The following is a 16533-nucleotide window of genomic DNA, read 5'->3' as shown; positions in this document are numbered from 1 at the left end:
GGTACATATTTGTGAAAATGTGTATTTGAAAGGAGATAATCATGGGAAAACCAACTGGATTTTTAGAATATGAACGTGTGGAAGCTAAAGCAGTTTCACCAAAAGAAAGAATAGAGAATTTTAATGAATTTCATACACCACTTTCAGAAGCTGAGCAGAGATGCCAGAGTGCCCGCTGTATGGATTGTGGCGTGCCATTCTGCCAGTCAGGTATGAATATAAAAGGAATGACAAGTGGCTGTCCTCTTAACAACCTTATTCCTGAATGGAATGACCTTGTATACACGGGCAACTGGGAGCAGGCTTATAACAGATTACATAAGACAAGCAATTTTCCTGAATTTACAAGCCGTGTATGTCCTGCACTTTGCGAGAAGGCTTGTACCTGTGGACTTAATGGTGATCCAGTATGTACTAAGGAAAATGAGATGGCTATAATTGAGCATGCATATGCCAATGGACTTGCTGGTCCTAAGCCACCTAAGGCAAGAACAGGAAAGAGAATTGCTGTAATAGGTTCAGGCCCTTCAGGACTTGCAGTAGCAGACCAGTTAAACCAGAGAGGTCATCTTGTGACAGTATATGAAAGAGCTGACAGGGTAGGCGGTCTTTTAAGATACGGAATACCTAATATGAAGCTTGAAAAGCATATAATTGACAGAAAGATAGATGTTATGAAGGAAGAAGGAATTGAATTCATAACAGAAGCTAATATTGGACAGAATATTAAAGCTAAGAAGATAATGGAAGATTATGATGCTGTTGTGCTTGCTGTAGGTGCTTCTAATCCTAGAGATATCAATGCACCTGGAAGAGATGCCAATGGAATACATTTTGCAGTAGATTTCCTCGCAGCTACAACTAAGAGTCTTCTTGATTCAGATCTTACAGATGGCAGGTATATAAGTGCCAAAGATAAGAATGTTATTGTAATTGGCGGTGGTGATACAGGTAATGACTGTGTCGGAACTTGTATAAGACACGGCTGTAAGTCGGTAACACAGCTTGAAATGATGCCAAAAGCACCAGATGTAAGAAGAGATACTAATCCTTGGCCACAGTGGCCTTTAGTCTGCAAGACTGATTATGGTCAGGAAGAAGCTATAGCAGTATTTGGACACGACCCAAGAATATATACAACAACAGTTAAGGAATTTAAGAAGGATAAGAAGGGCAATCTTGAAAAGGTTGTAACTGTCCAGCTTGAATCTAGGGTTGATGAGAAGACAGGAAGAAGAATGATGGTTCCGGTTGAGGGAACAGAAAAAGAACTTCCTTGTGAGCTTGTTCTTATAGCTGCTGGTTTCCTTGGAACACAGAAGTATCTTACAGATGCATTTGGTGTTGAGGTTAATGAGAGAACTAACATAAAGACAGATGTAGACAAGTTCGCTACTAATGTAGCAGGAGTATTCGCTGCCGGCGACTGCCACACAGGCCAGTCACTTGTTGTAAAGGCTATCAGACAGGGCAGGGACTGCGCTAGGGAAGTTGATAAGTATCTTATGGGATATACTAATCTGTAATTCTTAGTCTGTAAGTAAAGATTACATTTTATAAAACTATTAAAATAAGTAAGAAGCCCGCAAAGACTAGCGTATGGTCTTTGTGGGCTTTTTGAAGTGAAGTTGTATTGCTATATGTGGGATTTTTTCGTATACTTAATATTGTTTAAATTAAAGCCTGTAATTCGATATATAATTAAATTTATATATTGCAGGGATGAGTGTTGTTCAGGTTATTGGACTAAACTGCGGGTTTGGATACCAGTAATGGAATATGAATAAATAAATAGAAAGGTCAGAGATATATGAAGAACAAAGTAAATGGAATATTCAGAAAAGTATGCAATATACTTGAATGGATAATATCGGCAATTCTTGTGGTTGTCGTTGCAGTTATGTGTGTGAGGTTTGTGTTTGATCTTGGTGGAATGTTTGATAGTGCACCAGTGGAATTCTTTGAAACTTTTGTTGCAGATATAATGACGCTGGCGGTTGGAGTTGAGCTTATTAAGATGTTATCACAGCATACGCCGGCAACAGTTGTTGAAGTGCTTATGTTTGCAATAGCAAGGGAGATGGTTACACATCATGATTCGGCACTTAACACAGCATTAGGTGTATTATCTATATGTGTGTTATTTGCTACAAGAAAGTTCTTCTTCTGCAAGAATGATTATGATGATAATAATGCAAAGGAAGAAGTTGATGCCAAGGACGAAATATTAAAATAAACATAAATAAATATAAATTATAAAAAATATATTGGCAAATTAATACCTGATGTGATACAATTCATTAGTATGTACATTGTACGAATAGAAAAGAGACTTCATATATATATTTAAGGAGGAATTATTAACAATGAGTTTTAAAGTTGAGAATATGGAAGAAAAGAATATGGTCAAGCTTGTAATCGAGGCTACAGCTGAAGAATTCGAAGCAGGTCTTAATACAGCTTTTAATAAGAATAAGAATAAGATTAGTGTTCCTGGTTTCAGAAAAGGCAAGGCTCCAAGAAAGATGGTAGAAAAGCTTTACGGAACAGAAATCTTCTACGAAGATGCAGCTAATGCAATTATTCCTGATGCTTATGCTAAGGCAGCAGATGAAAGCGAATTAGAGATAGTTTCACAGCCTAAGATTAATGTAGTTCAGATTGAAGCTGGAAAGCCTTTCATATTTGAAGCTGTTGTAGCTGTTAAGCCAGAAGTAGAACTTGGACAGTACAAGGGTGTAGAAGTAGAGAAGTGTGATACAGAAGTTACAGATGCTGATGTTGAAGAAGAATTAAAGAAGGTTCAGGATAAGAATTCAAGAGTTGTTACTGTTGAAGACAGAGCTGTTAAAAATGGCGATATGACAACAATTGACTTTGAAGGATTTGTTGATGGTGTAGCATTTGAAGGCGGTAAGGGTGAGAACTATCCACTTACAATCGGTTCACATTCATTCATTGATAATTTCGAAGAGCAGATTATAGGTATGAACATTGGTGATGAGAAAGAAATCAACGTAACATTCCCAGAAGAATACCACGCTGAAGAATTAAAGGGTAAGCCAGCTATGTTCAAGGTAAAGGTTAACGAGATTAAGGAAAAGGTTCTTCCAGAACTTGATGATGATTTCGCTCAGGACGTATCTGACTTTGATACACTTGCAGAATACAAGGATGATTTAAAGAAGACAATAGCAGAACGTAAGGCTAACGAAGCTAAGGCTAAGAAGGAAGACGAAGCAATCGCTAAGATTATCGAATCTTCTAAGATGGATATTCCAGAAGCTATGGTTAACACACAGGTTAACAGAATGTTAGAAGATTTCGCTCAGAGATTACAGATGCAGGGATTATCAGTAGAACAGTACTTCCAGTATACAGGTGTAACTGCTGAGAAGATTATCGAAGATATGAAGCCAGAAGCAGTTAAGAGAATTCAGTCAAGACTTGTTCTTGAAGCAGTTGTTAAGGCAGAAGGTCTTACAGCTTCAGAAGAAGAATTCCAGGATGAGCTTAACAAGATGGCTGAGCAGTACAAGATGGAAATCGAAAAAGTTAAAGAATTTATGGGTGAATACGAAGAAAAGCAGATTAAGGAAGATATCGCAATCCAGAAGGCTGTTGATGTTATCGTTAACTCAGTAGTAGAAAAGTAATTAATACTTAATATACGAAAGCAATATAGACGGATTTAAGTGCAGGCTGCCTGTGTGCTACGGCATATAAGCAGCTATTGCCTGTCTGTATGCAGAATTTGTGTCAGTGCGCACTTGACACAGGTTTATATGCGCAATATGTTATATAATCTGTGCGCAGAAATGAGGATTAAGATGAGTTTTGTACCTTATGTCATTGAACAGAACAGCCGTGGAGAAAGATCTTATGATATTTATTCACGTTTGTTAAAAGACAGAATTATTTTTTTAGGTGAAGAGGTTACAGATGTGTCTGCAAATCTTGTGGTTGCGCAGATGTTATTCCTTGAAGCAGAAGATCCAAGCAAGGATATACATTTTTATATTAACAGCCCAGGTGGTTCTGTGTCTGCAGGTTTTGCAATATATGATACTATGCAGTACATTAAGTGCGATGTGTCTACAATCTGCATTGGTATGGCAGCTAGTATGGGAGCATTTCTTCTTTCAGGCGGAACTAAAGGCAAAAGACTTGCTCTTCCTAATGCTGAGATTATGATTCATCAGCCATCAGGTGGTGCAAGAGGACAGGAAACAGAGATCAGAATAGTTGCAGAGAACATTTTAAAGACAAGAAACAAATTGAATGAAATACTTGCAGCTAATACAGGTAAATCAGTAGAAGAAATCTCTCGAGATACAGAACGTGATAATTATATGACTGCACAGGAAGCTGTTGCATATGGTTTGATTGATAGTGTTGTTGAAAAGAGATAGTTGCTTAACGGGACTGTAGCTTTTCGCACAGTCCCGTTTTTTAAGACAATAATACAGTGGGTACATTTGTTAATCAGGTGTATAAAGCTGTTATAGTAATTGTGGAGGAAGTATGGCAGGCAGAAATGTAGATGAAAAGCTAAGATGCTCATTCTGTAATAAAACACAGGATCAGGTTAAGAAGCTTATAGCTGGCCCTAATGGGGCGTATATATGTGATGAGTGTGTAGGAATATGTGCTGACATTCTTGACGAAGAATTTGAAAATGAGGAAGATATTCAGGAAGATGCTGAGGGTATGAATATCAACCTTTTAAAACCTAAAGAAATTAAAGAATTTCTTGATGATTATGTGATTGGACAGGATGAGGCCAAAAAGGTATTATCAGTTGCTGTATATAATCATTACAAGAGAATATTATCAGCCAAAGATGTCGATGTAGAGCTTCAGAAGAGTAATATTCTTATGTTAGGACCTACAGGTTCAGGTAAGACATTTCTTGCCCAGAATCTTGCAAGGCTTCTTAATGTACCATTTGCAATTGCAGATGCTACAACACTTACAGAAGCAGGTTATGTAGGTGAGGATGTAGAGAACATTTTATTAAAGCTTATTCAGGCGGCTGATTATGATGTTGAAAAGGCACAATATGGAATTATCTATATTGATGAGATAGATAAGATAACTAAGAAGTCGGAAAATGTATCTATAACAAGAGATGTATCCGGCGAGGGCGTACAGCAGGCACTTCTTAAGATATTAGAGGGAACTGTTGCTTCTGTTCCACCACAGGGAGGAAGAAAGCACCCACAGCAGGAGCTTATTCCGATTGACACAACTAACATTCTCTTTATATGTGGTGGTGCTTTTGACGGACTTGAGAAGATTATAGAAGCAAGAATGGATCAGAGTACAATCGGATTTAATTCACAGATTAAAGATAAGACAGCAACTGAAGATGTTGGAGAGATGTTCCATAAGGCACTTCCACAGGATCTTATTAAGTTCGGTCTTATTCCTGAATTTGTAGGAAGAGTACCTGTTGTTGTTGCACTTGATTCATTAGATGAGGAGTCACTTGTAAGAATTCTTAGAGAACCTAAGAATGCTATACTTAAGCAGTATAAGGCATTATTAAGCCTTGATGAAGTGGATCTGGAATTCGATGATGATGCAGTTAAGGCTATTGCACATAAGAGTTTTGAAAGAAAGACTGGAGCAAGAGGATTACGTTCTATATTAGAAGCTGTTATGAACGAAGTTATGTATGAAGTGCCATCTGATGAAACGATAGCAAGATGTACAATAACTAAGGATGCAGTTATGGGAACAGGAAAGCCTGTTATAGAGTATAGAACTGATGAAGTTAAGAAAGCACAATAAATATGAATATGATTACAATACCAGTAATTGCGTTAAGAAGTATGACCGTGTTACCCGACATGGTCATACATTTTGATATAAGCAGAAAAATATCAATTAAAGCAGTAGAAGCTGCTATGGAAAATGATGAGAAGGTGCTGCTGTTGACACAGACCGACTCAGCAGTTAAAAGTCCTACAGCTAAAGATTTATATATGACAGGAACTATAGCTTCTGTTAAGCGGGTTATAAGAATGCCTAATAAGTTAGTAAGAGTGCAGGTTGAGGGACTTAAGAAGGCTGTAGCCGCAGACATTAATACTGAGGGTGATTACATATATGCAGATGTACAGGAGTGCAGTACATTTATAGAAGAAACGGATAAAGTATCAGATAAAGCTATTGTCATTGGAATGAATGAATTATTAAGACAATATGCGGCTGCTAATCCAAGATGTAATAAGGAGATGCTTAATCACTGGCTGGCGATTGACAATGCCAGAGAACTTATGAGCAGTGTAATCTGTGATTTTCCTATGGAATATACTGACCGTCAGAAGTTCCTTGAGATGAATAATATACTTGATATGTATGAATATATTGCAGGGATACTTATAGAGCTGACGCAAGCGTATAGTATTAAAGAAGAAATATCTGGTAAAGTCAGGGCTAAAGTAGATGAGAACCAGAGAGAATATATATTAAAAGAACAGCTTGAAATTCTTAATAAGGAGCTTGGGCAGGATGAATATTCTGAAACTAATGAATTAGAAGAAAAGATAGATAAGCTTAATGCTTCTGATGAAGTAAAGGATAAGCTTCATAAGGAGGTAAAAAGGCTTAAGAACTTATCTAAGGGTTCATCAGAGGTCAATGTTGAAAGAACATATATTGAGAATTGTCTTGAACTTCCTTGGAATAATATGTCAGAGGATAACAATGATATTATTAATGCAAGAAAAGTGCTTGATAATGACCATTATGGAATGAAAGATATTAAAGACAGAATAATAGAGGCACTTGCTGTAAGAAATATAACTTCTAATACAGATGCTCCGATATTATGTCTTGCAGGACCTCCGGGAACAGGAAAGACTTCAATAGCACGTTCGGTGGCGGCTGCCCTTAATAAAGAATATGTAAGGATATGTCTTGGCGGAGTAAAAGATGAAGCAGAGATAAGAGGACATAGAAAGACATATGTCGGTGCAATGCCGGGAAGAATAATAGAGGGTTTAAAGAAGGCAGGAACAGCCAATCCATTAATGCTTCTTGATGAGATTGATAAGGTGAGCAATGATTATAAATCAGATACAGCCTCGGCTCTTCTGGAAGTGTTAGACAGCGAGCAGAATTCACATTTTACGGATCATTATATAGAAATGCCTGTAGATTTATCTAAGGTATTATTTATAGCAACGGCTAATGATTTATCAACACTCAGCAGACCGCTGCTTGACAGAATGGAGATTATAGAAGTATCTGGCTATAGTGTTAATGAGAAGCTTCATATAGCAAAGGAACACCTTGTTGGCAAGCAGCTTCGTAAGAACGGGCTTGCCACATCACTTTTAAAGATATCAGACTCAGCATTAAAGCATATAATTCTTGGTTACACTAAAGAGTCAGGTGTGAGGGAGCTTGAAAGACAGATTGCCAAAATATGCAGAAAAGCAGTAACCAAGCTGTATGAGGCAGGAGTTTTTAATGCTGATGGCACAAGAAACAAAGAAGTCAAGGTGTGCATAAGAATAACGGACAAGAATTTGACTGATTATCTTGGCAATATTAAATATAAGACTGACAAAGCATACAAGAAGCCACAGGTAGGAATTGTAAGAGGACTTGCATGGACAAGCGTTGGTGGTGAAACTCTTGAAATAGAAGTTAATGCAATGCCGGGAAGTGATGATTTGAGGCTCACAGGCAATATGGGAGATGTTATGAAAGAGTCTGCTATGATTGCGTATTCTTATGTGAGAGCTATTACTGAGAGTGGAAAATATAAAGTTGATATGAAGTATTTTGATGAACATATGCTTCATCTTCATATACCAGAAGGAGCAGTTCCTAAAGATGGTCCATCAGCAGGAGTGACAATGACAACGGCTATGTTGTCGGCAGTTACAGGTATACCGGTAAGACCAGATGTCGCTATGACAGGCGAGGTGACTCTTAGAGGAAGGGTACTTGCAATAGGCGGGCTTAAGGAAAAGCTTCTTGCGGCCAAGCTTGCTGGTATGAAGAAAGTGCTTGTGCCAGAAGAAAATGTATCTGATGTAGAAGAGTTAGATGCAGAGATAACTGACGGCTTAGAACTTGTATATGTAAAGGATATGTCAGAGGTTCTTAATAATGCACTTGTATTATAGAGCATAGAAATGAGGATAAATATGGTAATTAAAAAGGTTAATCTTGATATAGTAATAGGTGTGACAAGTGCTATACCAGATACAGAGTTTCCAGAGGTAGCATTTGCGGGCAAATCAAATGTTGGTAAGTCATCTTTGATTAATGCTCTTATGAATAGAAAATCATATGCAAGAACATCGTCACAGCCTGGTAAGACACAGACTATTAATTTCTACAATATTAATGATGCGATGTATCTTGTTGACCTTCCGGGATATGGCTATGCTAATGCCAGTCCTGCGGTAAAGGCAAAATGGGGTAAGATGATAGAGAAATATTTAAGACAGTCTGCTAATCTAAAGCAGGTGTTCTTATTAGTTGACATAAGACACGACCCATCAGAGAATGATAAGATGATGTATAACTGGATTGTTGATAACGGCTTCAGACCGGTTATAATTGCAACAAAGCTTGATAAATTAAAGAGAAGCCAGATAGCAAAGCACGTTAAAGCTGTAAGAGCAGGTCTTGGTCTTAAAGAAGATGATATACTCATACCATTTTCTTCACAGACAAAGCAGGGGCTTGATGAACTGTGGAATACAATAGAGGGCTACATCGGGCAGTAATTATTAAAGATGCACATTATGCAGTAACAACTGGTATGGCATAAAAAGTAACAGCTGGAATATTATAAAAAGTCAGATAATCGCAGTGACAGATATATTAAACTGGTTGTAATTATTTATGAAAAGTAGTATAGTTGTTGGTGTTGTGGGTTGATTAATTACATTTGAAGAATTGTAGGATAATTTACAGGAGGATTATTAGTATATGTTGACAGTAACAATTTTACTTGATTCAGTTGAGAAAGTTCAAAGATTTGTGAGCAAAATAAGCAGATATTCGTGTGGATTCGATGTCGAATGTGGCAATAGCTGTGTTGATGGTAAGTCTCTTGTTGGATTATTCAGCCTTGATATAAGCAGACCACTCCAGCTGACAGTTAATGGCGGCGAGAGTGAGATTGAAGATGTGTTAAGAGATATTAACGAATTTATGCAGTATTAAGGAAGCAGAATTTCTTGGACTGGAATGGAGAAAGAATTGAAGAAGATACTAAGTATATTAATTGCAATGATGTTATCAGTGTCTTTAATGGCCTGTGGAAAAGCTGCTGACAGCCAGACACAGACTAAAGAAGAGGATAATCTTTTATCAGGAAAACATCACGTTACAATTACAGTGCAGGATTATGGTGATATTAATGTGGAATTAGATGCTGACGTGGCACCTATTACAGTGACTAATTTTATTAATCTTGCTAATGATGGATTTTATGATGGACTTACATTTCATAGAATAATCAAAGGTTTTATGATACAGGGTGGTGATCCACTTGGCAATGGAACAGGTGGCTCGGATAATAAGATAAAGGGCGAGTTCAGCAATAATGGAATTGAGAATAATCTCTCGCATACAAGAGGAGCAATCTCAATGGCACGTTCAAGTAATAATGACAGTGCAAGTTCACAGTTCTTTATAGTTCATAAAGACAGTACATACCTTGATGGTAATTATGCCTGTTTTGGTTATGTAACAGATGGTATGGATATTGTAGATAAGATATGTGTCAATGTTAAGGCAACAGATGACAATGGTACGGTTGCTAAGAATAACCAGCCGGTTATAACTAAGATAGCAGTTATTGATTAGGAATAATATCGGATTATAGAAATAACAATGGATTGTAATAACCAGAGTTATAGATTTGGGTAACAATTGTAATAACCTGTGTTACAGGTCTTGATTACAATTGTAAATATGAAATGTAAAAAAAGGTGTGATAGGAATTAATCTTATCACACCTTTAAAAATATTAATTAATGCGGAAAATGGGACTTGAACCCACACGTGGTAACCCACACAAGAATCTGAATCTTGCTCGTCTGCCATTCCGACATTTCCGCTAACTATATTATTGTATTCTAAGGCAGGGATTTTGTCAAGGCATAAAGAAGTACTAGTTAGCAGACACACTTAATTTAAAAAAGATTAAAAATCAATAGTAAGAATTTGAAGATAGATTTAATATTATTTTTAAAAAGTGACAGTTATACAACAAAATTAAAGACGAATTAAAAAATAATTGAAAAAATTGTAAAAAGCAGTTGACAAAGTGTTACGCAGATGATAATATAATCAAGTCGTTGGGAAACAGCGATTAACTAAATAAGCAGTCGTGGCGGAATTGGCATACGCGCTAGACTAAGGATCTAGTCCATATTGCTTGGGTGCGGGTTCAAGTCCCGCCGACTGCACTTTATTGAGGGAAGCTGGTCAGGCTTCCCTTTTTCTATATCAATATATAGATATAGAAAGTAAATATGTATGCAGATTGTGATTATGAAAATATCTGTTTATGCAAAGGCATCAGTGTCTTATATAAAAGGTTAAGTGTATTTATAGGAAAATAATAATATATTACACAGAATATTAATTGGTAAAATATAAAAAATGATAAATAAGGAAATAAGGATATTATGAAAAAAGTATTGACAATAGCGGGAAGTGATTGTAGCGGAGGTGCTGGAATACAGGCGGATTTAAAGACATTTGCCGCACACGGTGTATATGGAATGAGTGTTATTACATCACTTACAGCACAGAATACAACGGGCGTATATGGAATAATGAATTGTAAGAAAGGCTTTACAGCAAGCCAGATAGATGCGGTATTTGAGGATATAAGACCAGATGCGGTAAAGATTGGAATGGTGTCTGAACCATACATAGTAGAGGAGATAGCAGAAGAATTAAGAAAATACAAAGCGGTTAATATTGTGTTAGATCCGGTTATGGTGTCAACAAGTGGTAAGAAGCTCATCACTAAAGAAGCAGAGGAAGTGCTTATTAAGAAGCTTATGCCGCTTGCAACAGTTATAACACCTAATATTCCAGAAGCTGAAAGTCTGTCAGGTATAACTATTAATGACAGATATGATATGGAAAAAGCGGCAGAAATCATCTATAAAAAGATAAATATTAATGATGAAGGACCGGCAGTTCTTGTAAAAGGCGGACATTCCATTAATTGTGCTAATGATTATCTGTATACAGAGATTGGAACAAGCTGGTTTGAGGCAGAAAGAGTAGATAATCCTAATACACACGGAACAGGCTGTACGCTGTCATCTGCTATTGCATGTAATATAGCAGAGGGGTATAGTGTTAAGGAGTCGGTTGCAAGGGCGAAGGAATACATAACAGGTGCACTTAAGGCTGGACTTAACATAGGTAAGGGAAGTGGACCTCTTAATCATATGTATGTGCTTGATAAGTAAAATAGTGTGGATAGGAGATTGATAATGGATAGTTTTATATATAGTATTAATGCAACAGTTCCTATATTTCTTGTGATGATTATAGGGTGGTTTATTAAACAGATAGGTCTTATTGATGACCATTTTGCCAATGTTGCTAACAGATATGTGTTTAAGGTGGCATTGCCAGCATTACTGTTCAGGGATTTGTCAAAGTCTGATTTTAAAGGTGAATTTGACCCGCAGTTTGTATTGTATTGCAGTATAGTAACAATACTTATGTTCTCATTAGTGTGGATAGCAACTGAGATATTAATGAAAGACGATACACAAAAGGGAGCGTTTGTGCAGGGTTCGTGCAGAAGCAGTGCAGCAATTCTTGGAATGGCATTTGTGCAGAATATGTATTCAGATACAGGAATGGCACCGCTTATGATTGTTGCAGCAGTTCCGTTATTTAATATATTTGCAGTCGTTGTACTTACATTTAAGGCACATCCGGCAGACAGCAGTGAAGCTGTTAAGGCTGGAAGAGGTAATAATATAAAAAAAGCATTTGTTAATATATTAAAAAATCCAATTATTATAGGTATAGTTCTTGGTTTTATATCATCAATGCTTAATATGAAGTATCCTGCAATTATTAATAAGACTATAGAAAGCCTTGCACAGACAGCAACACCTATAGCTTTAATATGCATTGGTGCAGGTTTTGAGGGGAGAAAAGCATTAAAGAAGATAAAGCCTACTATTATAGCAACATTTATTAAACTTATAGGACTTGCGGCAGTGTTTATTCCGGTTGCAGTATTTCTTGGCTTTAGAAATCAGGAGCTTGTGGCGGCTCTTATAATGCTTGCATCTCCTACTACAGTTACAAGCTATGTTATGGCAAAGAGTATGGATAATGATGAGGTATTATCATCAAGCATAATTGTTTTGACGACAGTATTATCAAGCATAACATTAACAGGCTGGATATTTATTTTAAGAGCATTAGGCTTGATATAAAGTTGTTGAAAATGTAATAGCTATATGTTATACTTCTAATAGTTATGAACAAAAAGGAGGTATTGTTGTGAAGCATATTAAGACAATCAGCAATCGCGTATTAAAGGATACAATGAAGCACGGTGGATGTGGCGAATGCCAGACATCATGTCAGTCAGCTTGTAAGACATCTTGCACAGTTGGTAACCAGAGCTGTGAGAATAAGAATAACTAATAATTAGTTAATTGGTTAGTGAAGGGTAAGAGAGTGCTAAAGCATTTTAGACACTCTCTTATTTCTGTTAAGACAGTTCATAGTTAGTGTATGTCTGATAGCTACAGGTATATTAGTTAACTGTGATTAAGAATAAATGGCTGTATACAGCCAATAGAAATTGAGGATAATTATGATACATCAGTATAAGAATAATGGATATAACATCGTGTTAGACGTAAATAGTGGTTCTGTACACGTTGTTGATGATATAGTATATGATATAATCGCACTTTATGAGAATTCAAGTGTTGATGAGATAGCAGATAAGCTTAAAGATAAATATAAGGAAGAAGATATCAGGGAAGCCTGTCAGGAGATAGAAGAATTAAAAGAAGAAGGACAGCTTTTCACAGAAGATATATATGAGCCATATATAGATTCATTTAAGGACAGACCTACAGTTGTTAAAGCTCTATGCCTTCATATTGCACACGACTGTAACCTTGCCTGCAGATATTGTTTTGCAGAAGAAGGTGAGTATCACGGAAGAAGAGCTCTTATGAGCTTTGAAGTTGGTAAGAAGGCATTGGATTTCCTTGTTGCTAATTCAGGCTCAAGAAGAAATCTTGAGGTTGACTTCTTTGGTGGTGAGCCAACAATGAATTTTGAAGTTGTAAAGCAGCTTGTAGAATATGGAAGAAGCCTTGAAGAAGAGCACAATAAGAAATTCCGTTTTACACTTACAACTAATGGTATACTTCTTAATGATGAGATACTTGATTTTGCCAATAAAGAGATGAGCAATATCGTATTAAGCATAGATGGACGTAAAGAGATTAATGATCTTATGCGACCAACAAGAAATAACCACGGAAGTTCATATGACATTATAATGCCTAAGTTTAAAAAGGTTGCTGAAAGCCGTAACCAGATGAATTATTATGTCAGAGGTACATTTACACATAACAATCTTGATTTTTCAGAAGATGTTCTTCACTTAGCAGACGAAGGTTTTGAGCAGATTTCGGTAGAGCCGGTTGTTGCACAGCCTACAGACTCTTATGCGATAAGAGAAGAAGACCTTCCAATTATATTTGAGCAGTATGATAAGCTTGCCAAGGAAATTATTAAGAGAAAGAAAGCAGGCAATGGGTTTAATTTCTTCCACTTTATGATTGATCTTAACGGTGGTCCTTGCGTGGCTAAGAGATTATCAGGCTGTGGCTCAGGATGTGAGTACCTTGCTGTTACTCCTTGGGGTGATTTCTATCCATGTCATCAGTTCGTAGGTAATGAAGAGTTCCTTATGGGTAATGTTGATGAAGGCATAACCCGTAATGATATAAGAGATGAATTCAAGAGTTGTAATGTATATTCAAAAGAAAAGTGTAAGAACTGTTTTGCCAAGTTCTACTGTAGTGGTGGGTGTGCCGCTAATTCTTACAACTTCCATGGTAACATCAATGATGCATATGATGTTGGCTGTGAGATGCAGAAGAAGAGAATTGAATGTGCAATTATGATAAGAGCTGCGATGGCAGAAGATTAAAAGGAATGTTGAAGGGAGTATTAATAGTAAAATGAAGTACAATTTAACTAAGAAGATAAGCTATAGCATTATTATTCTTGTATTGCTTGTAGGACTTTCGCTTACAGCTATATTCGGAATGAACGGCAAAGGCTATGGCAGTGCTAAGGACATCAACTTAGGTCTTGACCTTGCAGGTGGTGTCAGTATTACTTATGAGATTAAAGAAGATAACCCAAGTTCCCAGGATATAGAAGATACTATATATAAGCTTGAGAAACGTATCGAGGGAAGAAGTACAGAATCTCAGGTCTACAAAGAAGGCGAGAACAGAATTACAGTAGAAATTCCAGGTGTTACAGATGCTAATGAAATTCTTACAGAATTAGGAACACCAGGTTCACTTGAATTCCTTGATTACACAGGTTATACAGCGTGGTCACAGGGAGAGGATTATACACCACTTCTTACAGGTTCTGACGTAAAGACAGCACAGGCTTACACAGATACATCATCTAAAGACAGCACACCATATGGTGTATCGCTTACATTTACAGATGAAGGTGGAGATAAGTTCGCTGAGGCAACAGCTAACAATATAGGAAGCAGAATATACATAGTATATGATGGTTCGGTTGTAAGTTATCCAACAGTTAATCAGGCTATAACAGGTGGTAATGCTTCTATTACAGGTATGGAAACATTTGATGCGGCAGATAATCTTGCTACATACATAAGAATTGGATCTATTCCTCTTACACTTAATGAAGTAAGCTCTAATATCGTAGGTGCACAGTTAGGACACGATGCAATTCATACAAGTCTTATAGCAGCAGCTATTGGTTTTGCATTGTTATGTGTATTTATGATTGCTATATACAGAGTACCAGGTGTTGTTGCAACACTTTCGCTTATTATATACACAACATTAGTATTATTCCTTGTAAGTGTATATGATCTTACATTAACACTTCCGGGTATTGCCGGTATCATACTTGGTATTGGTATGGCGGTTGATGCCAATGTTATTATCTATACACGTATCAGGGAAGAGATAGCCGCAGGAAAGAGTGTTGAGAATTCTATTCTTGCAGGTTACGACAAAGCTACATCAGCTATCGTTGATGGTAACGTAACAACACTTATTGCAGCTATTGTACTTTATATATTCGGTACTGGTCCTGTTAAGGGATTTGCAACAACTCTTGCAGTAGGTAACATAGTTTCAATATTTACAGCACTTGTGATTACTAAAGTTATTATGAAGCTTCTTTATAACTTTGGTCTTACTAAGCCATCGATGTATGGAAAGACAACACATAGAAGAACTTATGATATTCTTTCAATTAAGAAATGGACTATTACGGTTTCAATTGTTCTTATTGTTATTGGTTTTATAACAATGGGAGTACAGAGTGCACTTGGTAACAGAGCACTTAATTTCAGCCTTGAATTTGTTGGCGGTTCAACAACAAGCTTTACATTTGACAAAGAATATTCACAGTCAGAGATAGAGAATGATATTATTCCTGTAATCAGGGATGCTGCAGGTATAACAGAAGTACAACAGCAGAAGGTTCAGAACTCAACTAAGGTTTCATTTAAGACAACAGACCTTTCACTTGAGCAAAGAGAAGCTGTTGAGGAAGCTGTAACAGCTAAGTTCCCTATTGAAGATGGTTCGATAGTTGAGACAGACACAATCAGCTCATCTGTCAGCAGTACTATGAAGAAGAATGCTATTCTTTCAGTAATTCTTGCTACAATAGCAATGCTTATATATATCTTTGCAAGATTCAGGGATATCAAATTCGCGCTTGCAGCTGTTATGGCTCTTTTACAGGATGTATTAGTAGTTATTACATTCTATGCAGTATTCAGAGTGCCAGTAGGTAATACATTTATTGCCTGTATGCTTACAATAGTAGGTTACTCAATTAATGGTACAATCATTATATTTGACCGTATCAGGGAAATGTTAAAGAGTGCTAACTCTAAGACTAATATTACAGAGCTTGTTAACTCAGCTATAACAAGTACATTAACAAGAAATATTAATACAACAATAACAACTCTTATTATGCTGGTTATGTTATACATACTCGGTGTAACATCAGTTAAGGAATTCTCACTTCCACTTATTGTTGGTATTATCGTAGGTTTCTACTCATCAGTATTCCTTACAAGTTCATTCTGGTATATGCTTGGTGGAAAGAACAGAGGAGTTATTGATGAAGCAGTTAATAAAAGAAAAAAAGCAGAAAGCATAGGTAAAGACGGAGCTCAGGTATAATAAATAATTAATATAATGGCTTTGTAAAGCAGTAAAATGGTGCATCATCAAACGA

Annotated in this window: 14 protein-coding genes and 2 tRNA genes; 15 read left to right on the top strand and 1 reads right to left on the bottom strand. The window is 36.7% G+C overall.

All coding sequences use genetic code 11. From position 1 onward, the window contains the following. The first annotated feature begins 41 nt into the window (after positions 1 to 41). The 9 genes from WMO14_RS03780 to WMO14_RS03740 all read left to right on the top strand — a co-directional run bounded on the left by WMO14_RS03780 (position 42) and on the right by WMO14_RS03740 (position 9843). Complete coding sequence (locus tag WMO14_RS03780) at positions 42 to 1526, top strand: glutamate synthase subunit beta (protein WP_349153302.1); 1485 nt, start codon at positions 42 to 44, stop codon at positions 1524 to 1526. A gap of 284 nt (positions 1527 to 1810) precedes the next feature. Next, positions 1811 to 2236 carry a hypothetical protein gene (locus WMO14_RS03775; protein WP_055306165.1) on the top strand — a complete coding sequence of 142 codons (426 nt, stop codon included), beginning with the start codon at positions 1811 to 1813 and terminating at the stop codon, positions 2234 to 2236. A 130-nt stretch (positions 2237 to 2366) separates the two neighbouring features. Further along, positions 2367 to 3656 (top strand): trigger factor, encoded by a 1290-nt coding sequence (tig, locus tag WMO14_RS03770; protein WP_055306164.1) that lies wholly within the window; start codon positions 2367 to 2369, stop codon positions 3654 to 3656. A gap of 174 nt (positions 3657 to 3830) precedes the next feature. Further along, on the top strand, positions 3831 to 4412 hold the full coding sequence (gene clpP / locus WMO14_RS03765) for an ATP-dependent Clp endopeptidase proteolytic subunit ClpP (RefSeq protein WP_022207568.1): 582 nt from the start codon (positions 3831 to 3833) through the stop codon (positions 4410 to 4412). A gap of 112 nt (positions 4413 to 4524) precedes the next feature. Further along, complete coding sequence (gene clpX, locus WMO14_RS03760) at positions 4525 to 5796, top strand: ATP-dependent Clp protease ATP-binding subunit ClpX (protein ID WP_055306163.1); 1272 nt, start codon at positions 4525 to 4527, stop codon at positions 5794 to 5796. Further along, the gene (gene lon / locus WMO14_RS03755; RefSeq protein ID WP_349153328.1) at positions 5793 to 8147 is read left to right on the top strand and encodes an endopeptidase La; all 2355 of its coding nucleotides are present in this window, start codon (positions 5793 to 5795) and stop codon (positions 8145 to 8147) included. The genes clpX and lon overlap by 4 nt, the downstream gene beginning before the upstream one ends. Positions 8148 to 8168: 21 nt before the next feature. Continuing rightward, entirely contained in the window at positions 8169 to 8756 is a 588-nt protein-coding gene (gene yihA / locus WMO14_RS03750; protein ID WP_022502629.1) for a ribosome biogenesis GTP-binding protein YihA/YsxC, read from the top strand. Between the two features lie 205 nt (positions 8757 to 8961). After that, positions 8962 to 9198 carry an HPr family phosphocarrier protein gene (locus tag WMO14_RS03745; RefSeq protein WP_022502630.1) on the top strand — a complete coding sequence of 79 codons (237 nt, stop codon included), beginning with the start codon at positions 8962 to 8964 and terminating at the stop codon, positions 9196 to 9198. An 87-nt stretch (positions 9199 to 9285) separates the two neighbouring features. Continuing rightward, positions 9286 to 9843 carry a peptidylprolyl isomerase gene (locus WMO14_RS03740; RefSeq protein ID WP_439655288.1) on the top strand — a complete coding sequence of 186 codons (558 nt, stop codon included), beginning with the start codon at positions 9286 to 9288 and terminating at the stop codon, positions 9841 to 9843. A 171-nt stretch (positions 9844 to 10014) separates the two neighbouring features. On the opposite strand, the gene WMO14_RS03735 is transcribed toward WMO14_RS03740, so the two are convergent. After that, positions 10015 to 10097 (bottom strand) — tRNA-Leu (locus WMO14_RS03735). Between the two features lie 266 nt (positions 10098 to 10363). Between WMO14_RS03735 and WMO14_RS03730 the strand changes: the two genes are divergently transcribed. From WMO14_RS03730 to secD, 6 genes are all read left to right on the top strand, one after another. Then, positions 10364 to 10448: transfer RNA gene (locus tag WMO14_RS03730), tRNA-Leu, on the top strand. Positions 10449 to 10670: 222 nt separating this feature from the next. Continuing rightward, positions 10671 to 11471, top strand: a complete 801-nt coding sequence (gene thiD, locus WMO14_RS03725) for a bifunctional hydroxymethylpyrimidine kinase/phosphomethylpyrimidine kinase (RefSeq protein ID WP_055306161.1) — start codon at positions 10671 to 10673, stop codon at positions 11469 to 11471. Positions 11472 to 11495: 24 nt separating this feature from the next. Next, the gene (locus tag WMO14_RS03720) at positions 11496 to 12461 is read left to right on the top strand and encodes an AEC family transporter (protein WP_349153300.1); all 966 of its coding nucleotides are present in this window, start codon (positions 11496 to 11498) and stop codon (positions 12459 to 12461) included. 67 nt (positions 12462 to 12528) lie between these two features. Beyond that, entirely contained in the window at positions 12529 to 12675 is a 147-nt protein-coding gene (gene scfA / locus WMO14_RS03715) for a six-cysteine ranthipeptide SCIFF (protein WP_012739622.1), read from the top strand. A gap of 172 nt (positions 12676 to 12847) precedes the next feature. Further along, positions 12848 to 14206 (top strand): thioether cross-link-forming SCIFF peptide maturase, encoded by a 1359-nt coding sequence (scfB, locus tag WMO14_RS03710; RefSeq protein ID WP_055174105.1) that lies wholly within the window; start codon positions 12848 to 12850, stop codon positions 14204 to 14206. 31 nt (positions 14207 to 14237) lie between these two features. Continuing rightward, the gene (gene secD, locus WMO14_RS03705; RefSeq protein WP_349153299.1) at positions 14238 to 16478 is read left to right on the top strand and encodes a protein translocase subunit SecD; all 2241 of its coding nucleotides are present in this window, start codon (positions 14238 to 14240) and stop codon (positions 16476 to 16478) included. Positions 16479 to 16533 lie beyond the last annotated feature (55 nt).

The sequence above is a fragment of the Lachnospira rogosae (ex Hitch et al. 2025) genome (assembly GCF_040096455.1).
In the GTDB taxonomy this organism is placed as follows: domain Bacteria; phylum Bacillota; class Clostridia; order Lachnospirales; family Lachnospiraceae; genus Lachnospira; species Lachnospira rogosae.
Note: the sequence above shows the minus strand (reverse complement) of the source record. Positions and strands in the feature narration are given on the sequence as shown.

Coding starts and splice junctions, on each gene's coding strand:
- WMO14_RS03780 (WP_349153302.1), top strand. CDS start 42: ATGGGAAAACCAACTGGATTTTTAGAATATGAACGTGTGGAAGCTAAA.
- WMO14_RS03775 (WP_055306165.1), top strand. CDS start 1,811: ATGAAGAACAAAGTAAATGGAATATTCAGAAAAGTATGCAATATACTT.
- tig (WP_055306164.1), top strand. CDS start 2,367: ATGAGTTTTAAAGTTGAGAATATGGAAGAAAAGAATATGGTCAAGCTT.
- clpP (WP_022207568.1), top strand. CDS start 3,831: ATGAGTTTTGTACCTTATGTCATTGAACAGAACAGCCGTGGAGAAAGA.
- clpX (WP_055306163.1), top strand. CDS start 4,525: ATGGCAGGCAGAAATGTAGATGAAAAGCTAAGATGCTCATTCTGTAAT.
- yihA (WP_022502629.1), top strand. CDS start 8,169: ATGGTAATTAAAAAGGTTAATCTTGATATAGTAATAGGTGTGACAAGT.
- WMO14_RS03745 (WP_022502630.1), top strand. CDS start 8,962: ATGTTGACAGTAACAATTTTACTTGATTCAGTTGAGAAAGTTCAAAGA.
- WMO14_RS03740 (WP_439655288.1), top strand. CDS start 9,286: ATGGCCTGTGGAAAAGCTGCTGACAGCCAGACACAGACTAAAGAAGAG.
- thiD (WP_055306161.1), top strand. CDS start 10,671: ATGAAAAAAGTATTGACAATAGCGGGAAGTGATTGTAGCGGAGGTGCT.
- WMO14_RS03720 (WP_349153300.1), top strand. CDS start 11,496: ATGGATAGTTTTATATATAGTATTAATGCAACAGTTCCTATATTTCTT.
- scfB (WP_055174105.1), top strand. CDS start 12,848: ATGATACATCAGTATAAGAATAATGGATATAACATCGTGTTAGACGTA.
- secD (WP_349153299.1), top strand. CDS start 14,238: ATGAAGTACAATTTAACTAAGAAGATAAGCTATAGCATTATTATTCTT.